An 18,935-nucleotide genomic window follows, 5' to 3' on the forward strand; every position below is an offset into this window, starting at 1 on the left:
ACCAGCCGTTCGGGGGCTGATTTGATCGCGCTCCGAGCCTCGGTCCCTTTGAAAGCCGCGGGGCAGGCTGAATATCGGCGATCGCCTAACTTGTCAGGCCGAGCTCCTTGCGGACTGTCGCTGCCGAGTTGCCGACCTTGTCGACCGCCTTCTGTAGCTCTTCCTTCGACACGCCCAGCGCATGAGCCCAGTATTTGACCTCGTGCGGCTGGTGCATGTTGATCTTTGAGCGATCGGGCCGCTCCTTCCTGGTCAGGCTGTCCATGGCAACTGCTCCTGTGAGAAAAACATCCTTGAATCGCCGATGTTCCTACTTCGGCGGCTGAAGGCCGGGCGAGCGCAGCCACTGGCTCATCTGCGCGCCGGTCTCGGCTTGCCTCGCCAGTCGCAGCAGCGTTTCGCGCCTGGCGCCCGGCGGCAGCAGCTTGGCTTCTGCGCGAAGCCGGATCGCTTCCTGTCCCAGGCGCTCCTCGAGAAGTTCTGTCTGTTTAAAGCGGCGTCGTTTCGGCATGGTGCTTCTCCCTTGCTGATAGGCGGGAGCGCAACCGGCGTTCTCATCACCGATAGTTGCCTCTTGGCCGTGCGGTGATGTCTGAAGGGTAACACCGTGCGAAAGGGAGTCTTTATCAAATGATAGATTCAAATATTTTTGGCCATCCGGTCCTTGAGTAGCCGCTGCGGCGGCCGCCTTCCTTTTAGCATTCCGCTCAATTTGAGACGTCTGAGCCATTCCGAAAAATTGACCGAAGGGATTATCCGGATGAGCCAGAACGGACTCGCTTTCCGGCCAATTCGGTAGCAGCATCGGCCATCACCGTCCGGCCCGTGGCTTCTATCGGTGATGAGAACGCCGGTTGCGCTCCCGCCTTGCATCATCAGCGGAATGGAGCAGCCCATGACCGTCACAAAGCGACGCCGTATCAGACAGACCGATATCCTTGAAACACGTCTGGCCGAGGAGGCGAGGCGCCTGCGCGAGCAGGCGAGGCTTCTGCCGCCCGGCTTGCAACGCGAGGGCCTTTTGCGAAAGGCCCGTCAGGCCGACGTCGGTGCTCACATCAGCGAGTGGCTACGCTCTCCCGGTCTGAAGTCGCCGCAATAGTGAATGGCTATTGCGCCGATATCGTCGGCGACGACGGCCACATCCAGAAAAGGGTCGACATCTCCGGCAACCATTGCCGAAGCGGCGCATGCCGATGCGTTGTCGATACGCGCTGTCGATGCTGTCCTGGACTAGTTAGGAACGAATGGTTGTTGGAAGACTTCTCGTCGGAGAGACAGCCGCGAAAGGTCGGAAGATGTATCACCATGTCAAGAAACTGATGTTCACCGTACGGGTCGACGAGCCGGACCCTCGTTTCGGCAACATGCTGCTGGAGCAGTTCGGCGGAGCGAATGGCGAGCTCGCCGCCGCGATGCAATATTCAATCCAGGGATTGAATTGCGAAGACGCGGATCGCAAGGACCTTCTGATGGACATCGGGACCGAGGAGCTCAGCCACCTCGAAGTCGTGGGTACGCTCGCCCGCATGCACCTGAAGCCCTCGAAGTTCGATCGCCAGGCCGCCGAGGCCGACCCGTTGATCGCCATCGCCGGCGGGGGAGGGATCAATCTCTTCAACTCGCAGGGAAATCCGTGGACCGCGGATTACCTCAAGATCACCGGCGAACTCGACGTCGATCTGCGCAGCAATATCGCGGCGGAGGCGCGTGCGAAAATCGTCTACGAGCGCCTGATCAATTTCTGCGACGATGCCGGCACCAAGGATGCTCTGCAATTCCTGATGACGCGCGAGATCGCGCACATGAAGGCATTCGGCCTGGCTCTGGAAAGCATGAGCAAGCCGCCGCTGACGATCGGGCGCATCGCGCCGACGCCGGGGCTTGCCAACCAGTACTTCAATGCCTCCACCGGCACGGGCGACCATGGCGAAATCGACGCCCGCGGTCCGTGGAACGAAGGCAACGACTGGGTCTTCACCGCTTCGCCGGTGGTTGAAACCGCCGAACCTTCACCTTCCATCGTGGCTGAAAGCTCGCCGCCCGACGATGTTGCGGGGCTACAGGACCTTCTGATCGACGAGCTGCGCGATCTGCTTCATGCGGAAAAGCAGCTGACGAAAGCCTTGCCGAAGATGGCGGAGGCCGCCCGCTTTGATCAGCTCCGTGAGCTGTTCGAGATCCATCTCGGCGAAACCGAAGCCCAGGTCGAACGGCTCAACGAATGCTTCGAGCTTCTGGGCGAGACGGCGCGCGCAAAACCCTGCAAGGGTATGCAGGGCCTCGTCGAGGAAGGCGAGGAAGTCATCGGTGAAAACGAGGAGAAGGAGGACGCCGCGGCGGACCTTGCCCTGATCGGCGCCGCGCAGCGCGTGGAGCATTACGAGATCGCAGGCTACACCAGTGCTCGCAACCTCGCTTCACAGCTTCGGCACAGCGCCGTGGTCGCTCTGCTTTCGAAATCGCTAGCGGAGGAGGAAAATTCCGATCAGCTCCTCAACCAGGTGGCACGGTCGCTGATGTCGGTCGCGCGGATGCCGGCGCCGATCGAGCAAACGGCGGACTGAGCGAACAAGGGCTGGCCTTCCGGCCGGAACGGCGGAAAACCCGGACCGTTGTCACTAGATACAAGAAAAAGGAGAGCGACGATGGACCGCGAACACATAAAGGGCGCCGCAGACAAGGCCAAAGGCACCATCAAGGAAGGCGCCGGCAAGCTGACTGGCGACAAGGACATGGAAGCCGAAGGCAAGATCGACAAGGCCAAAGGCTCTGCTCACAATGTGGCCGGTGACGTCAAGGATGCCGCCCGCGATGCAGCGGATGCTGTAAAGAGGTAAGCAAGAGGGATGACCAGGAAAGAGCCGCCTTCGGGCGGCTTTTTTCCTGCGAGCAACATCGCTCGGTCCTCCGATGCTCGGGAGCGAATTTGTTAGCCGCGCAATTCGTAATGCGGAACATGTCTCAACCGGCGTGCGTTGCCATCTCATGGCATCCACAGCACCTCGCCGTGAATTCAGATCGAAGCCGCGCCAACTGGCGATCGCCCGGCGGAAGCGCGTAACCCGGCCGAAGCCGTCGTCCGGCCCAACCCTCACCGCGCGAAAGGCGCGACGGAAGTTTCTCGATATCTTTCCCGCCGGCTTTCGCGATGAGGATTATTTGTCGCTAGAGCGTGAGTACAAGTGGAGCGCCCACCTGCGCTGGCAGGAGCACTTGAACGAACCGGCATTTCGGCGGCTGCTTGCGCAAGGGCGTTACAGGGAGGTTGCTGCGCTTGCCATCCGCATTGAGTCGCGTACAAACCTGCTGTTTTCTTTCGAAAAGATGGCACTGCGGGATGCCGTCAAATCCCCGGCAGGAGTTCGGGCATTTGCAACCGCGCTGTTTGCCTTGCTTCATGGCGACGATCCGCTCGATGCGAGGTTCTCCAATTGGATCGCGGCAGTGGATCGTCTGCCCCGGCGACAAACGCGTGTGCTGACCTGGCCCTTGGTTACGGTGTTCGGCTTCATTGCGCAGCCCAAAACGCATTTCTTTTTCAAGCCGACCGTGACGCGGGAAGCGGCGCGGCGTGTTGGCTTCGATTTACCTTATGCCTCGCGGCCGTCATGGCTGCTCTACCGCGACCTTCTCGGATTCGTCAGGCAAGTGCGGGCGAGCATCGAGGATCTGCGGCCGCGCGACATGATCGATCTTCAGTCATTCCTCTGGGTACAGGGCTCGGAAGAGTATCCCGACTGAGGGTGCATGCGCCAATGATCGGCCGGGCATCCGAGACATGGCCAAAGCGCCATTCGTGGGACTCAAAACTGAAACGGATCGACGGAAACTGAAATCTTGCCGTCCGGCGATTGCTGGACCGTGAAGTTCACTTCTTTCGTCGCTTTGAGGTCATTGACGGCCACCGAGAGCGGGCCGCTGCACTTCAGCGTTAATTTGTCCTTGCTGGTCGAGGTGGTGACCATCCTCTGGCCGAGTTGATAGAGGGGTTTTGCGCTTTCGGCCGAGTCCTTGTTCGCGGTCGATGTTCTTGTAGCGTAATCGAGCAACGGATTATTCCGGTCGTCCGAGATGAATTGAAGCACGGCTTTCCGGGTCTCGATCGAGTCGCATTCGGGTTGGGCGCTACAGCCGAAGGAAAAAATCAGCAAGGGAAAACACCAGACGAGCAATCGATGACGACAGGACAGCATCGGCCATGCTTTCGCGTTGTTGGCTACGCATCCCAACCATGCCCGGGAAATATGGTTCCGCTTGAGGGGTAGGGTGCCGTCGCCCCGCAATGTCGGCTTATCGCCTCTCGGACATCGATTGCCGATGGCGGATAGCCCGCTCTTGGGGCTAAAGTCCCATGTCCGGACGTGTCGCGCCGGAGCGCCTGGCGGAGGGAAACAGCATGGCAGCGCGCGGATCGGGTGGACTGCTCCTTTGCATGAGTCTTCTGCTTGCGATGCCGGCGCTCGCCGCCACGCCGGCCGACCGCGTCGAGTGCGACGCCAGCGCCGACAAGCCTGATGTCGGCGGCGCGGCATGCAGCCGCATCATCGACGATGCAAGCGTGTCGGCGGCAGAACGCATCAAGGCCTTCAAGAACCGGGGCCGCAGCTCGTTCAACAGCAGGGATTACGACCGCGCGATTGCCGACTACAGCGAGGCCATCAAGCTCAGCCCAACAGACGCCTGGGCCTTTGCGCACCGGTGTGAGGCTTACGAGAGTAAAGAGGGCCATGCCGCGGCCATTGCGGATTGCACCGAGGCGATCAGGATCGATCCGAAATACGGCTGGGCATACAACAATCGTGGCGTCGCCTGGTACGGTCTGCATGAATACGACGCCGCGCTCGCCGACCACGCCGAGGCGATCAATATCAATTCCGGTGATGCGTGGGCCTATGCTCGCCGCGGCATGGCGTGGACGGAAAAAGGCGAATTCGACCGGGCGATCGCCGATCTCACCCAGGCGGTCACCATCGATCCGAAATATGCCTTTGGTTTTGGCCAAAGGGGGCAGGCGCTGTTCCGGAAGAGGTTGATCACGAAAAACGGCGGATGGGAGCCCGCGATCGCGGACTACGGCGAAGCCATCAGGCTCGATCCGAATCTGCTTTGGCTGTACAGCTCGCGTGGCGTTGCCTACAGCAACAATCGCCAATACGGCCTCGCCGTTCCCGATTGCAGCGAGGTCATCAAGCGCGAACCCGACAATGCCGGCGGGTACAATTGCAGCGGCGTCGCTTACGAAGGCTTGAAGGACTATCGCCGCGCGATCGCCTACTACGATCGGTCGATCAGCATCAATCCGAAGAATGGCGTGGCGTACTGGAATCGAGGCAATGCCTATGTGGCGCTGCGCAGGATCGATGACGCCATCGCCGACTATGATCGGGCAATCGCGATAAACCCCAAGGACGCCAACTCCTTCAACTCCCGTGGCAAAGCCTTCGTCGCAAAGGGCGACCGCAACCGCGCGATTGCGGATTACACGCAAGCGATCGAATTCAATCCGTCCTATGTCGAGGCCTACAACAACCGCGGCTTCACCTATCAAGTGCTGGGCCGCCGCACGGATGCAATCGCCGATTTCCGCAAGGCACAATCGATCGACCCGGGCGACCCGGTCAGCAGGCAACAGCTCCGCGTGCTCGGTTTCTGACGGCATGCCGCAAAGCGGCCTCAAGCGAGAATGTCTGCAAGGGGGCCTTGGCGGGCATCGCGAAGGCTCCGGCCAATGTCGGCTTATGACCCCAAAGCGGACTCAAGTGGGGTGTCAGCGTACAGGGCGCTGTTTTGATGAGGGTCGCGTAATCGGCAGTACGTCGCGCATATAGGCAGCGAGCTCCGTGCAGAAGTTTTCGGCATAACTCGGCATGGGACGCCGCTTGTCCCACTGAATGACGTAACGGTCGCGCAGTGGCTTCCGCCGGTGAGCAACCCGCGCGATGTTGAGCCGATAGCGTTTGGTCTGCAGCACTGACGGAATAACCGCCATCCCCTGACCGATTTCAGCTAGTGCTAATAATGTGTGTGGCGCGCGGCTTTCGAGCAGAATATCGGGCTCAACATCGGCCACGCGACAGGCCGCGTCGAACAGCCGCCGAACCGAGTAGCCGGAATCAAGTAGCAACAGCGGATGGGACGCAAGCGACACGATGTCGATTATGCCGTCCTGGCCGAGCGGAAACGATCGCGAGCACGCTGCCAGCACGTCGTCTGACGGCAACGCGAAACTCTCGAACCATGGATTCACGCCCTGATCGTGCCGAATGCCGACGTGCACCTCGCCGCGCTCCAATAGCGGCACCTGGTCCATGCCGAGCGCTTCCGTAAGCTTCACGCGCACATTGGGAAAGCTCTTAGCGTAGCGCGGAAGGAATCCCGTCAGCACGCTCTCAATGGTCTGGGGTGGTGCAGCGAGCTTGAGCACCCCCGTTTCGCCGCGCTTGAGCAAGTCCATGCGCTCGGCGAGTGATCCAACTTGGCCAAGCACGCCCCGGCAGTCCACGAGCAGCTGCTCGCCTCGCGTGGTCAGAAAAAGGCGCCTCCCGATGCGGTCGAACAGCTTGAACCCGCATTCGTGTTCGAGATCGGCGATCTGCCGCGACAGGGCGGACTGGCTGATGGACAGACGCAGCGCCGCCTCCGAAACCGTGCCGAGATCCGCGACCGTAACGAACGTGCGTAGGCGTTTTAGCTCCATTCGCTTATCTCCAAAACGCATAAAGAATAGATCAATTATGTATTGGACGCCATAGTGGCACGCTCGTAACCTGCCGAAGCGTGAATCGGCGAATTCCACACCACTGGCTCGCCTGGAGCGGGTGCTCGTTGCTACCTCGGTCGCAGGGAGGGATACCGATGAAACTGCGTCCGCTCGCTTTCCTCACTGTCTTTGCTCTCGTGTTGTTCGGAACAGAGGCCCCGAGGGCACAGGACGCGGCCGGGCGCCGCGTCATCGTCTTCGTCTGGGACGGGCTGCGCGCCGACGACCTAACGCGGGAGATCGCGCCAAACTATTTTGCGCTTGCAGCGTCAGGCGTGGTTTTCACCGACCACCACGCGGTCTATCCGACCTTCACGATGTTAAATTCCGCCTCTATCGCGACCGGTACTTATCCGGGCGCGCACGGGTTCTACGGCAACGTTGTGTACGCACCATCCGCGAGTGGAAAGAACGCCAAAGGAGCCGAGATAGACTTTTCCGCGCCAGTCTTCATCGAGGATTTCGGGGTTGTAGAGGCCGTTCGCGAAGCCTACCGAGGCAGGTTGACGTTAGTGTCGACTATGCTGCAGGCTGCGCAGGCCAAAGGACTGAACACGGCAGCGGTGGGCAAGTTCGGCGCCGCCTTCATCCAGGATTATGCCCGCGGCGGCATAATCCTGGATGAAGACGCGGCTATGCCGCTCGGGTTTGCGAAGGATCTGCAAGCGGCCGGCTATGCGCTACCCCGCAACAGCGTAAATGCCTACGAGGCCGGTGCGCTGACGCTCGCGAAAGACAATGGCGATCCCACTGCGCCGATCCCAATTGCGAGGCTCAAGGATAAACAGACCGCCGACCCGCTCGACCGCAGCGGTGCGCTCTCTCGGCGCGGCTTTGCATACCTGACCGATGTCTTCGTCAACCATGTCCTGCCGAACATGAAACCGGATCTCACGATCTTCTGGTCGAAGGAGCCAGACGCAACGAACCATGCTTACGGGCCGGGAACCTTCAATTCAATCGACGCTACGCGAATGAATGATGAAATCCTTGGCCGTGTTATGACCAAGCTGCGCGAGCTAGGTTGGGAAAACTCAACCGACATCGTCATCACCCAGGATCACAACCACAGTACCGTGTCTGGCGACGTTTCGCATTATCCACTCCGCGCGATTGCTGATCGCGACATAGGCGAACCCGATCCGCGCGGCTATGCAGTATCCGGCTTCGTGCGCACCGCCGAACTACTAAACCGCGATGGTCTGAAGGCCTATGATGGCGCTGGCTGCAGACACGTTCCGACGCTGTCTGGCATCACGGCCGACGGCTCGCATCTCTTTCCGGTGAAGGACGACCCTGACGGCGAAGTATGCGGACGCGCGCAAAACTACACGTCAGGTAGCTTTGTGGTTCCCCGACCCGTTCCGGCCGGCGCGATCGTGGTCGCGGCGAACGCCGGCAGCGATTATTTGTTCGTGCCCGACCATAGCATCGAGACGGTGAAAGCGGCGGTGACAAGCCTTCAGAGTCGGCTGCAGTTCGGCGCCATCTTTGTCAGCGATCGGTACGGAGAAATCGCTGGTACACTGCCCATGAGCCTAATCAAAACCGGGAATGGCGGCCGGGCACCCGATATCATCGTCAGCTTCAGCTACGACGAGACCACGACGGTGGCGGGCAAATCGGGCGTAAGCTATGCGAGTTCCGTCAATCGACGGGGCGATCACGGTAGCTTCTCGGCGACGGACGTGCATATTTCACTGATGGCGCACGGACCCCATTTCAAACCGGGGCTGCGCAATACGCTACCGAGTGCGAACGTCGATATCGCACCCACCCTCGCCCGCATCCTAGAGTTCAATATGCCGGACGCACAGGGCCGCGTGCTCGAGGAAGCGCTTGTGGGCGGACCGGCGCCGACTGACTACAAAGTGGTCAACAAGACGTACCAATCCACTAGGCGGAGCGGACTGAAGATGAAGATGCCGACCGATCTTGATGGTCATGGCGTTGATCCCAAGCTGACGACGTACTTGGTCGAGCTCGAGACGAAATCTCTCACTCGCGGCGGCGCGACCTATACGTATTTCGACAAAGCCAGGGCCGTCCGGGAATGAAATTTACCGAGGCAACGTGGACCGCCGTGGTCGCGACGCTTACGACGGACTTCTACAGGTTCGCTGAGGCCCGAATGTCAGCTTTTGGCCCTTAGCGGACGAACCGGCGAGACAGCCAATGTCTGCTAGTGGCCCTTGGTGGACATTGACGCGGCTTCGGTGTCAACTTTGGACCTCACACGGACATTCGCACTATTGCCTGGATCGCTACGGATCACTGCATCATCGCCGCAGCGATTTTCTCCGCCGACATCAGCACCGGGAAATTTGTGTTGGCGCAGGGCACCACCGGGAAGATCGAGGCGTCGACGACGCGCAATCCCTGAATGCCTTTGACGCGACCCTGGTTATCGACCACCGCCATCGGATCGTCGGCTCGCCCCATCCGGCATGAGCAGGAGGCGTGCCACACGCCGATGGTCGACTTGCGTACGAAGGCTTCCAGCGTCTCGTCGTCGTTCATGACGTCGTCGAAGGAAAAGCCTTCGACCACGAAATTGTCGATCAAATAGTGGCGCAGCGCCGCCGGCCCGTCCATCAGCGTGGCGGCGATCCTGGTCAGAATCCTGTTCTTGTTATTGACCACGCCGATCTTGCGCACCTTGTCGGTATAGGCCGCGGGGAACGGCTTGTCGGTGACGGCCCTGACGGCGTCGCTCATCTGCACGGCCGCCATCTTGCGGAAGCCGCTCATCAGGCGGTCGAGGTCGCGCCGGTCCGACAGCAGGTTGAACTCGACGATCGGCTCGGCCGCGGGATCGCGCGAGGCGAGCTTGACCTGTCCGGTCTCGGAATAGGTCTTGTTGACGAAGGTCAGCGCCGAACCGATCTGCGCGCCGATGGCGTGCCAGGCCGATTTGCTCAGCACGACGACGAACATGTCGCCCTTCGGCACGCCGGGCAGCCCGGACGAATAGCGCAGGCCGAGCTGCATGTGGCGCCGCGTATGCTCGTTGTCGGTCATGCGCGCGCCGCGGCGGACGAATGACGACAGCGAAATCGAGGGATGATCCATCAGGCGCTGGCCGACGCCGGCAAGGCCCATCCGCACGGGAATGCCGATGTCGCGGAGGTGGCCGACCGGGCCGATGCCGGCGCGCAAAAGATGCGCCGGCGAATGGATGGCGCCTGAGGAGAGGATGATCTCGCGGCCGCGGAATTCCTGCTCGCGTCCATCGACAACAGCTTTCACGCCGACGCATTGCGTGCCTTCGAACAGCAATTCGCGGACCTGCGTGTTGGTGGAGATGGTGAGGTTGGCGCGCTGGCGGGTGTCGCGATCGAGATAGCCCATCGCGGCCGAGACGCGCTGCTCGGACTGGTTGGAATGCGTCACCGGGAAATAGCCGTCGACGAACTCGCCGTTCTGGTCTGGCAGGAATTGATGGCCGGCCTGCTTGAATCCTTCCGCGAACGCCAGCGAATGCCGGGTCCAGTGTTCCCTGGGGATGCGGCGCACTGGGATGCGGCCGTCCTTGCCGTGATACGGTCCGTCGAAATCGAGATCGCGCTCCACCTTTTTGAAAAAGGGCAGCACGTCGGCCCACTTCCATCCCTCGGCGCCCCGCGCGTTCCATTCGTCGTAGTCGGTCGGCGCGCCGCGGTTGGCCATCTGGCCGTTGATCGACGAGCCGCCGCCCAGCACGCGCGCCTGCTCGTATTTGCGCTGGGGCGGACGCGCTTCGTTCGGATTGTTATGGCTGACGATCTGGGTCGTAACCTTGAGCTCGGTCCAGTGAAAGCGCGGATCGAAATAGGCGGTGCCCGGATAGCTGTCCCTGATCTCGGCCGGCTCGTTGCCGGGCGGTGTGTCCTGTCCGGCTTCGCACAGCAAAACCTTGTTGGCGCTTTTTGCGGAGAGACGGTGGGCCAGCACGGACCCTGCCGAGCCGCCGCCCACGATAATGAAGTCGTACACGATTGGCGCTTCCTCTTGTTCTTGTCCGCGGAGCGTAGCGCGGTTTTGTTTTGAGGTCACGCCGGCGCGCGCAGATCAGCGAAGCGTTATCCGCCTGCCTTGTTGCCGCATGGATGGCGGATTATGCTGAATCGGCGCATCGGAAACATTCAGGGGGAAATTTCGTATGACGCATTTGAAGCGCGCTAGCCGGTCGGCAATGACCGCTGGATTACTTGTCAGTGCTTCTGCCATCCTCGGTGGCTGCTTCCAAACAAATCAGCCTGGGCAGGGCGAGCTCTTCCTATCGGCGGATGCCGTAGCAGCTAAAGACGATGAAATCTGCCGCGGCTATGGGGCAAAGCCAGGAACGCCCGAATACATTAACTGCCGCGGCCAGCAGGACGTCCGCCGCACCCAATGGAAGACCGCCAACTAGCGCAATCTGGTGTGACATCTTCGACACGACGGGCAAATCAACTTCTGATTTTCGGAAGTCGTGTCAAGCCCCGAAAATAAAAATATTCCCCTTAACACGTCGGGCAAATCACTGGCACAACTCCGCGCACCCGGGCCCACATGAGGGGACGTTTCGCGATCGTCACGACACGTTGGGCACGGGGTTGCGATGGACGTTTCTTGTCCGGCAGACGACCGGGCAGGAGCGTACGGCGAAGTCGTGTGGTTCTGACGCCGCGATGCTGGCGTCAAGCTCGCGAGAAGCTGGCGCTTCTCAGGGGTGACGGTGACAACAAGCTCGCTCCACCGGGAAGAGCACGAAGTAAGCCGTAAAGCCATTGCGCAGGGGATGTCGGAGTGTTCTCCGCTCACCTGTATGCTCGTGTGCGCCTTTTTTTGCTTGCGCATCAGGCACACGAGACCGCGGGTGCAGCGCGCACCCGGCATTCCCTGCGCCCTCTATCGTTAGAGGCGCGATGAATTTGAATAGCTCGGGCACAGTGTGTCGCGAGAACGCTGACACACACTCACTCGTCATCCCCGCGCAGGCGGGGATCCAGTATTCCAGAGACAGCAGTGATCGATCCGAGAAGCCGCGGCGTACTGGATCACCCGCTTTCGCGGGTGATGACGACCTACCCTGAGGCTGGCCTACGCCTTCAACGTCTCCAGAAACCGCACCGGCTCGCCGGTCGACGGCGTCACCATCTCGCCCTGCCACATCACGCGCCTGCCGCGCACAAAAGTGCCGACCGGCCACCCCGTGACGCGCACGCCGTCATAAGGCGTCCAGCCAGCCTTCGAGGCCACCCATTGGTTGGTGATGGTCTCGCTGCGCTTCATATCCACGATCGTGAAGTCGGCATCGTAGCCGGCGGCGATGCGGCCCTTGCAGGCGATGTTGAAGAGGCGCGCGGGGCCGGCGCTGGTGAGATCGACGAAGCGCGCCAGCGACAGGCGGCCCGCATTGACATGATCCAGCATCAGCGGCACCAGCGTCTGCACGCCGGTCATTCCGGAGGGCGAGGCCGGATAGGCCTTCTGCTTCTCCTCCAGCGTATGCGGCGCGTGGTCGCTTCCGAGCACGTCGATAACGCCCTGCTCGATGCCGCGCCAGATGCCCTCGCGGTGATCGGCCGAGCGCACCGGCGGATTCATCTGCGCGAGCGTGCCGAGCCGCTCGTAGCATTCGGGCGCGGCCATGGTGAGGTGATGCGGCGTCGCCTCGCAGGTGGCGACGTCCTTGTGATCGCGCAGATACTCGATCTCCTGCTTGGTCGAGATGTGCAGCACATGGATGCGCTTTCCGGTCTCGCGCGCGAGATTGACCAGCCGCTGTGTCGCCATCAGCGCCGCGGTCTCGTCGCGCCAAACCGGATGGGAGCGCGGGTCGCCCTCGACGCGCAGCGGCTTGCGCTCGTTGAGGCGATACTCGTCCTCGGCATGGAAGGCCGCACGGCGGCGGATCACCTGAAAAATGCGGCGCAGGCTCTCGTCATCCTCGACCAGCAACGCGCCGGTGGACGAGCCGATGAAAACCTTCACCCCGGCGCAACCTTCGGCGCGCTCCAGCTCCGGCAGGTGATTGACGTTCTCACGGGTGCCGCCGATGAAGAAGGCGAAATCGCAATGCATGCGATGGCGGCCGGCCTCGATCTTGGCGGTAAATGCCTCCTCGGTGACCGTGAGTGGATTGGTGTTCGGCATCTCGAACACCGCGGTGACGCCGCCCATCACGGCGCTGCGCGAGCCGGTCTCCAGATCCTCCTTGTGGGTCAGCCCGGGCTCGCGAAAATGCACTTGCGTGTCCATCACGCCGGGCAGGATGTGCAGGCCCTTGCAGTCGATCACTTCGCCGGCCGATGCCTGGCCGAGCCCGCCGATCCCGGCGATCCGCCCGCCGGTGATGCCGATGTCGCGAACGCCCTCGCCGTCCTGATTGACCACGGTGCCGGATTTTAGAATGGTATCAAATCGCTGATTCATCGGTCCTCATATTCAGTTCCTCCTCATGCTGAGGAGGCCCGCAAGGGCCGTCTCGAAGCATGGGATACGCACGGTGCCCGTTACCCATCCTTCGAGACGCAGGCTCCGCCTGCTCCTCAGGATGAGGTCGGAGGCCTTGTCGTCAATGCCTTGGCGGCTTACGTTCCGATGCAACATGTCACAAGAGATTCTTGTATGAAAGCAGCGTTTCTCCCCGATCGAGGCGTGATCAAGGTCAGCGGCGAGGACGCCCGCAACTTCCTCAATGGCCTCGTCACGACCGACGTCACGCTGGTCCATCCCGGCGTCGGCCGCTTCGGCGCGCTGTTGACGCCGCAAGGCAAGATCACGGCGGATTTTCTGATCACGGAAGCTTCGGCCGGCCATGGCGGCGGCTTCCTGATCGATGTGCCGCGGCCGCTGGCACAGCCGCTCGCCGACAAGCTCGGCTTCTACAAGCTGCGCGCCAAGGTGACGGTGGAAAATCTTTCCGACGGCCTCGGCGTGCTGGCGGTATGGGACGGCGAGCCCACGACAAAGCCAGATCTCGCCTTTGCCGATCCGCGCAGCGAAAAGCTCGGCTGGCGCATCCTCGTCCCCGAGGAGCTGAAGCAGAAGGTTGCCGATCTCATCGGTGCCGATCTGGTCGATAGCGAGACCTACGAGGCGCACCGCATCATCTCGGGCGCGCCGCGCGGCGGCGTTGACTTCATGTACAGCGACGCCTTCCCGCATGAGACCAACATGGATCGCCTGCACGGCGTGGATTTCGAAAAAGGCTGCTATGTCGGCCAGGAAGTGGTGTCGCGCATGCAGCACCGCGGCACCGCGCGCACGCGCACCGTGAAGGTGATCCTCGATGATTTTTCGCCCGAGATCGGACTTCCCGTGATGGCCGGCGACAAGACGGTCGGCACCATGGGATCGACATCGGGCAAGCATGGCCTTGCGCTGATCCGCACCGATCGCGTCAGCGATGCGCTCGCGGCGGGCGTGCAGCTCACCGCCGGCGGGCTTCCGATCCGCATCGCCGAGCCGGACGAATTGCGCCCCTCACCGAAGCAGACCGTCGCATGAGCCGATCAGCGCGACTGCATCCCGACGGCAAGATGCGATGCCCGTGGCCGGGCGAGGATCCGTTCTACATCGCCTATCACGACGACGAATGGGGCGTGCCGGAATATGACGACCGCGCGCTGTATGAAAAGCTGATCCTCGACGGCTTTCAGGCCGGCCTGTCCTGGATCACGATCCTGCGCAAGCGCGAGAATTTCCGCAAGGCGTTCGACGATTTCCAGCCGGAAAAGATCGCGCGCTACAACGCGAAGAAGGTGCATGCGCTGATGAACGATGCCGGCATCGTGCGCAACCGCGCCAAGATCGAAGGCACCGTGGCGAGCGCGAAGTCCTATCTCGAGATCATGGAGAAGGGTCCCGGCTTCTCGAAATTCCTGTGGGATTTTGTCGACGGCAAGCCGAAGGTAAATCAGTTCAAGACCACCGCGAGCGTGCCGGCCTCGACGCCGGTCTCGATCAAGATTTCGAAAGAGCTCGGCTCGCGCGGATTCAAGTTCGTCGGCCCCACGATCGTCTACGCCTTCATGCAGGCGACCGGCATGGTGAACGACCATCTCGTTGCCTGCCACTGCCACGCCACCTGCGGCGGCACGCACCGCAAGCCGCGCCTCAAGGTCAAATGAGCGGCAAGACGTCGACCGTGGCAAGCCGCGCCTGGCAGCGCATGTTGTCGGGCCGGCGGCTCGACCTGCTCGATCCCTCCCCGCTCGATATCGAGATCGCCGACATCGCGCATGGCCTTGCGCGCGTGGCGCGCTGGAACGGGCAGACCAGCGGCGCGCATATCTTCTCGGTCGCGCAGCATACGCTGCTGGTGGAAGCTGTCATGCGCGAGCAGATGCCGCGCGTCGATGTCACCTTCCGTCTTGCGGCGCTGCTGCACGATGCGCCGGAATATGTCATCGGCGACATGATCTCGCCGTTCAAGGCGGTGCTCGGCGGCGACTACAAGGTGGTGGAGAAGCGCCTCTTGTCGGCGATCCACATCCGCTTCGGCCTGCCGGCCGTGCTGGCTGATACGATCACCAAGGCAATCAAGGCCGCCGACAAGGGCGCAGCCTTCCTCGAAGCGACGCGCCTTGCGGGCTTTTCGGAGAGCGAGGCCAAACGCCTGTTCGGCGGCGATCCCGGCCTTTCCGCGGCGATGGAGCAGGACTATCTGACCCCCTGGACCGCGGCCAGGGCCGAAAAGCGGTTCCTCGAGCGTTTCAAGGCGTTGCACCCGTGAATCAAGCCGCTAAAGCTGCTTTCTCCGCAGGCGCGAGGCCTCTATAATTGCTCGCAAAATCAAGAACACCCGAAGACATCCAGGGAACGCCATGCTCCACGTCTGTTCGCTCGCCGCCCTTCCCGACACCGTCAGGATCACCGGCGCCAGCCATGTGCTGACCGTGATGGCCAATGTGGATCAGGTGCAGCGGCCGGTGTCGGTGCTTCCCGCCAATCATCTCAAAGTGTCGATGGACGACATCACGGAAGCCATGAATGGCTTTGTCGCCCCATGCGAAGAGCATATCGAAAAGGTGCTGGCGTTCGTGCGCGGCTGGGATCGTAGCGCGCCGATGGTGGTGCATTGCTATGCCGGCATCAGCCGCTCGACGGCGAGCGCCTTCATGACCGCCTGCGCGCTCAATCCGCACCGGGACGAAATCTCGATTGCGAAGCAGATGCGGGCGGCCTCGCCGATCGCCCAGCCGAACCGGCTGATCGTCAGCCTGGCGGACAAGGTGCTGGGCCGCGAGGGGCGGATGCTGCGCGCGCTCGACGAGATGGGCCCGGGCAGCATGACGGTCGAGGGCCGGCCCTTCCGTGTGGATTTGGACTAAAACCGGGTAATTTGCCGCACATCGCCATTGAACTTTAGCCCGGTAAAATCACACTCACGGTATCGCGACGGACCGCCGAGCTGACCGGTTGACGTCCCGCGAGTGACGTTCCGGAGAGGCTCGATGTTCGAATTCTTTGCGCTGGCTGTTGCCGTCGTCGCGCTGATAGTAGCGACCAAGGCGTTCAATCAGGTTGCATTGCTGCGCACGCGGCTCGAGGCGCTGGAAGCATCGCCGCGAGCGGTGGTAGTGCCGGCCGCGCCGCCACCGTTGCCCCCGCGCGAGGCTCCTGCCGCGCCTCCGATCCCCGAAGAGGTGCGTGTCGAAACGACGGAGGCACCGCCGCCGCTTCAGCCCGAGCCGACGCCCGCGCCGCAACCGGCGCAGGAAACGCCCCCGCCGCCCCCGCAGCCGCCAGCCGCGCCCGGTCTGGAAGAGCAACTGGGCACCCGCTGGGTGGTCTGGGTCGGCGGCCTGGCGCTGGCGCTCGGCGGCTTCTTCATGGTGCGTTACTCGATCGAGGCGGGCCTGCTCGGCCCCGGCGTACGCACCGTGCTGGGCGGCCTGTTCGCGCTCGCTTTGCTCGCCGCCGGCGAATGGACCCGCCGCAAGGAAAGCATTTCGCAGATCGCCGCGCTGCCGATCGCCAACATCCCGGCGATCCTGACGGCGGCCGGAACGGCGGTCGCATTTGCGACCGTCTATGCCGCCTACGCGCTCTACGATTTCCTGGTGCCCGGCACCGCGTTCGTCCTGCTGGGCCTCGTCGCGCTCGGCACGCTGGCGGCGGCGTTGCTGCATGGCCCGGCGCTGGCCGGGCTCGGCATCGTCGGCGCCTTCGTCACGCCGGTGCTCGTCTCCTCGGACAAGCCGGACTATTGGGCGCTGTACATTTATCTCGCGATCGTCACCGCCGCGGCATTCGGCCTTGCGCGCGCGCGGCTGTGGCGCTGGCTGGCGGTGACCACCATCGTCTTCGCGCTGCTCTGGACGTTGGCCGGCCTCGAACCATCGCCGATGGGCCCGCTCGTGTTCCACGTGATCGCGGGCTTCATCCTGGCGGCGCTGCTGGTGGTCTGCGGCTTCATGTTCGGCCCCGCTGCCGACGACGGTAAGATCGAGCAGGTCTCGTCGGGCTCGCTCGCCGCCTACCTGCTGGGTGCAACGTTGATTGTACTGAGCAACCACCATGCCGATCCCGTCATGATCGCGTTTACGTTGCTGGTGGCCGGCACGTTGCTTGTCGCCTGGCGCACGGAGGCCGCAACCTCCGCGGTCGGCTTTGCCGCCGGCTTCGTCTTCATCGTGTTCGCCGAATGGGTGATCCGCGCCAATCCGGACATGCTGGTGCTGCCGGGCGGGCCGCTGCCCGGCATCGGGCCTGCCGTTACCGACGGCTCGGTCTCGCTGCACCTCGGCACGGCGGCGATCTTTGCGGCAGGCTTCGGTGTCGCCGGATTCCTCGCACAGGGCCGCTCGATCAACCCGCAGATTCCGATCATCTGGTCGGCCGCGTCGGTGTTCACGCCGCTGGCCCTGCTGGTAGCGCTCTACGCACGCATTGCGCTTCTCGACCGGTCGATCCCGTTTGCGATTTTGGCCGTGCTGCTCGCGGCCGCATTCGCCGCGGCAACCGAAATGTTGACCAAGCGCGAGGACCGGCCGGGCCTACAGGCCTCGATCGCGCTTTATGCCACCGGCACACTCGCGGCCATGGCGCTGGCGCTGACCTTTGCGCTGGAAAAGGGCTGGCTCACGATTGCGATTGCGCTGATGTCGCTCGGCACCGCCTGGATCTCGCTGCAACGGCCAATCCCGTTCCTGCGCACGCTGGCAGCGATCCTCGCCGGCATCGTGGTGCTGCGGGTCGGCTACGAGCCGCGCATTGTCGGCAGCGAGGTCGGCACCACGCCGATCTTCAACTGGCTGCTGTGGGGCTATGGCGTGCCGGCGCTGTGCTTCTGGGGTGGCAGCTATTTCCTGCGCCGCAACGGCGACGACGCGCCGCTCCGTTCGGTGGAAGCCGCCGCCATCCTGTTCACGGTGCTGCTGGCATTCACGCAGATCCGCCACTTCATCAACAATGGCGACATCTATCGCCAGAGCGCCGGCCTTACCGAGGTCGCGCTCCAGGTCTGCGTCGCGCTCGCGATGGCGATCGGGCTGGAGCGTCTGCATCTGCGCTCGGGCAGCATCGTGCACAATGCCGGCGCCGTCGTGCTGACGCTGATTGCGGCAGCCATCACGGTGCTCGGCCTGTTCATGCTGGACAACCCGCTGCTCGGATGGGTCGATGTCGGCGGCGTTCTCTTCAACCTGCTGCTGCTGGGCTATGCCCTGCCCGCGGTGCTGGCGCTGCTGTTGTCCTACGCCGCGGCCGGTCATCGTCCGGCCGAGTATGGCAACACCATCGCGGCAGGCGCGCTCCTTCTCGCGCTCGCCTATGTGACGCTGCAAGTCCGCAGGGTCTATCACGGCCCTGTGCTGGTGGGGGGTCCTACCACCGGCGCCGAGCAATACACTTATTCGATCGCCTGGCTGGTGTTCGGCGTCCTGCTGCTGGGCGTCGGCATCCTCGTCAATTCGCAGCGGGCTCGGCTTGCGTCCGCCGTGGTGATCGCACTGACGATCCTGAAGGCGTTCTTCATCGACATGTCGCAGTTGACCGGCTTCTACCGTGCGCTGTCGTTCATGTGCCTCGGCGTCGTCCTGGTGGCGATCGGCTGGTTCTACCAGCGCATCCTGTTTCGTAGACAGGCGCCGCCCGTACCCGATGCGGCGCCCAGCGGCTAAATCACGCTTCACGCAGGCTTCACGCGACTTTGTGCGGCGAAAATAGCCCTGCCGGTCCACCATCTTAACGGCGGGCC

General features: G+C 62.5%; 18 protein-coding genes. 12 read left to right on the forward strand and 6 right to left on the reverse strand.

The window, feature by feature from the left end; genetic code table 11:
- Positions 1–85: 85 nt before the first annotated feature.
- Entirely contained in the window at positions 86–265 is a 180-nt protein-coding gene (locus JQ628_RS02125; protein WP_212218422.1) for a DUF3606 domain-containing protein, read from the reverse strand.
- A 45-nt stretch (positions 266–310) separates the two neighbouring features.
- Entirely contained in the window at positions 311–805 is a 495-nt protein-coding gene (locus JQ628_RS34930) for a hypothetical protein (RefSeq protein ID WP_433996095.1), read from the reverse strand.
- A 90-nt stretch (positions 806–895) separates the two neighbouring features.
- Here JQ628_RS34930 and JQ628_RS02135 point away from each other — a divergent pair, with 90 nt between their 5' ends.
- The 4 genes from JQ628_RS02135 to JQ628_RS02150 all read left to right on the forward strand — a co-directional run bounded on the left by JQ628_RS02135 (position 896) and on the right by JQ628_RS02150 (position 3,744).
- Positions 896–1,102: a hypothetical protein gene (locus JQ628_RS02135; protein WP_212218425.1), complete on the forward strand. Its 207-nt coding sequence runs from the start codon at positions 896–898 to the stop codon at positions 1,100–1,102.
- 196 nt (positions 1,103–1,298) lie between these two features.
- On the forward strand, positions 1,299–2,567 hold the full coding sequence (locus JQ628_RS02140) for a DUF892 family protein (protein ID WP_212218428.1): 1,269 nt from the start codon (positions 1,299–1,301) through the stop codon (positions 2,565–2,567).
- 81 nt (positions 2,568–2,648) lie between these two features.
- On the forward strand, positions 2,649–2,840 hold the full coding sequence (locus JQ628_RS02145; protein ID WP_212218431.1) for a CsbD family protein: 192 nt from the start codon (positions 2,649–2,651) through the stop codon (positions 2,838–2,840).
- Positions 2,841–2,988: 148 nt separating this feature from the next.
- Positions 2,989–3,744, forward strand: a complete 756-nt coding sequence (locus JQ628_RS02150) for a hypothetical protein (RefSeq protein ID WP_212218434.1) — start codon at positions 2,989–2,991, stop codon at positions 3,742–3,744.
- A gap of 62 nt (positions 3,745–3,806) precedes the next feature.
- On the opposite strand, the gene JQ628_RS02155 is transcribed toward JQ628_RS02150, so the two are convergent.
- Complete coding sequence (locus JQ628_RS02155) at positions 3,807–4,286, reverse strand: hypothetical protein (protein ID WP_212218437.1); 480 nt, start codon at positions 4,284–4,286, stop codon at positions 3,807–3,809.
- A gap of 149 nt (positions 4,287–4,435) precedes the next feature.
- On the opposite strand from JQ628_RS02155, the gene JQ628_RS02160 reads away from it, so the two are divergent.
- Positions 4,436–5,656 carry a tetratricopeptide repeat protein gene (locus JQ628_RS02160; protein WP_212218440.1) on the forward strand — a complete coding sequence of 407 codons (1,221 nt, stop codon included), beginning with the start codon at positions 4,436–4,438 and terminating at the stop codon, positions 5,654–5,656.
- A 114-nt stretch (positions 5,657–5,770) separates the two neighbouring features.
- On the opposite strand, the gene JQ628_RS02165 is transcribed toward JQ628_RS02160, so the two are convergent.
- The gene (locus JQ628_RS02165) at positions 5,771–6,700 is read right to left on the reverse strand and encodes a LysR family transcriptional regulator (RefSeq protein WP_212218442.1); all 930 of its coding nucleotides are present in this window, start codon (positions 6,698–6,700) and stop codon (positions 5,771–5,773) included.
- A gap of 158 nt (positions 6,701–6,858) precedes the next feature.
- Here JQ628_RS02165 and JQ628_RS02170 point away from each other — a divergent pair, with 158 nt between their 5' ends.
- Complete coding sequence (locus JQ628_RS02170) at positions 6,859–8,820, forward strand: alkaline phosphatase family protein (RefSeq protein ID WP_212218445.1); 1,962 nt, start codon at positions 6,859–6,861, stop codon at positions 8,818–8,820.
- 214 nt (positions 8,821–9,034) lie between these two features.
- Here the strand turns inward: JQ628_RS02170 and JQ628_RS02175 are convergent, their stop codons facing one another.
- Positions 9,035–10,738: a GMC family oxidoreductase gene (locus tag JQ628_RS02175; protein WP_212218448.1), complete on the reverse strand. Its 1,704-nt coding sequence runs from the start codon at positions 10,736–10,738 to the stop codon at positions 9,035–9,037.
- A 166-nt stretch (positions 10,739–10,904) separates the two neighbouring features.
- Between JQ628_RS02175 and JQ628_RS02180 the strand changes: the two genes are divergently transcribed.
- Complete coding sequence (locus tag JQ628_RS02180; protein ID WP_249127408.1) at positions 10,905–11,156, forward strand: hypothetical protein; 252 nt, start codon at positions 10,905–10,907, stop codon at positions 11,154–11,156.
- A 671-nt stretch (positions 11,157–11,827) separates the two neighbouring features.
- Here the strand turns inward: JQ628_RS02180 and JQ628_RS02185 are convergent.
- The gene (locus JQ628_RS02185; RefSeq protein ID WP_212218450.1) at positions 11,828–13,162 is read right to left on the reverse strand and encodes a dihydroorotase; all 1,335 of its coding nucleotides are present in this window, start codon (positions 13,160–13,162) and stop codon (positions 11,828–11,830) included.
- 195 nt (positions 13,163–13,357) lie between these two features.
- Here JQ628_RS02185 and JQ628_RS02190 point away from each other — a divergent pair, with 195 nt between their 5' ends.
- The 5 genes from JQ628_RS02190 (at position 13,358) to JQ628_RS02210 (ending at position 18,858) form a co-directional block, all read left to right on the forward strand.
- A complete protein-coding gene (locus JQ628_RS02190) occupies positions 13,358–14,239 on the forward strand; it encodes a YgfZ/GcvT domain-containing protein (protein ID WP_212218454.1) in 882 nt (293 codons plus the stop codon).
- Positions 14,236–14,862 carry a DNA-3-methyladenine glycosylase I gene (locus tag JQ628_RS02195; RefSeq protein WP_212218457.1) on the forward strand — a complete coding sequence of 209 codons (627 nt, stop codon included), beginning with the start codon at positions 14,236–14,238 and terminating at the stop codon, positions 14,860–14,862. Before JQ628_RS02190 ends, JQ628_RS02195 begins: the two co-directional genes overlap by 4 nt.
- Positions 14,859–15,467, forward strand: coding sequence for an HD family hydrolase (locus JQ628_RS02200; RefSeq protein ID WP_212218460.1), 609 nt, complete (start codon positions 14,859–14,861; stop codon positions 15,465–15,467). The genes JQ628_RS02195 and JQ628_RS02200 overlap by 4 nt, the downstream gene beginning before the upstream one ends.
- A 91-nt stretch (positions 15,468–15,558) precedes the next feature.
- Positions 15,559–16,065 carry a tyrosine phosphatase family protein gene (locus JQ628_RS02205; RefSeq protein ID WP_212218463.1) on the forward strand — a complete coding sequence of 169 codons (507 nt, stop codon included), beginning with the start codon at positions 15,559–15,561 and terminating at the stop codon, positions 16,063–16,065.
- Between the two features lie 123 nt (positions 16,066–16,188).
- On the forward strand, positions 16,189–18,858 hold the full coding sequence (locus JQ628_RS02210) for a DUF2339 domain-containing protein (protein WP_212218466.1): 2,670 nt from the start codon (positions 16,189–16,191) through the stop codon (positions 18,856–18,858).
- The last annotated feature ends 77 nt before the right edge of the window (positions 18,859–18,935 follow it).

Origin of the sequence: Bradyrhizobium lablabi, from assembly GCF_018129385.1 — a bacterium.
Classification (GTDB): Bacteria; Pseudomonadota; Alphaproteobacteria; order Rhizobiales; family Xanthobacteraceae; genus Bradyrhizobium; species Bradyrhizobium lablabi_C.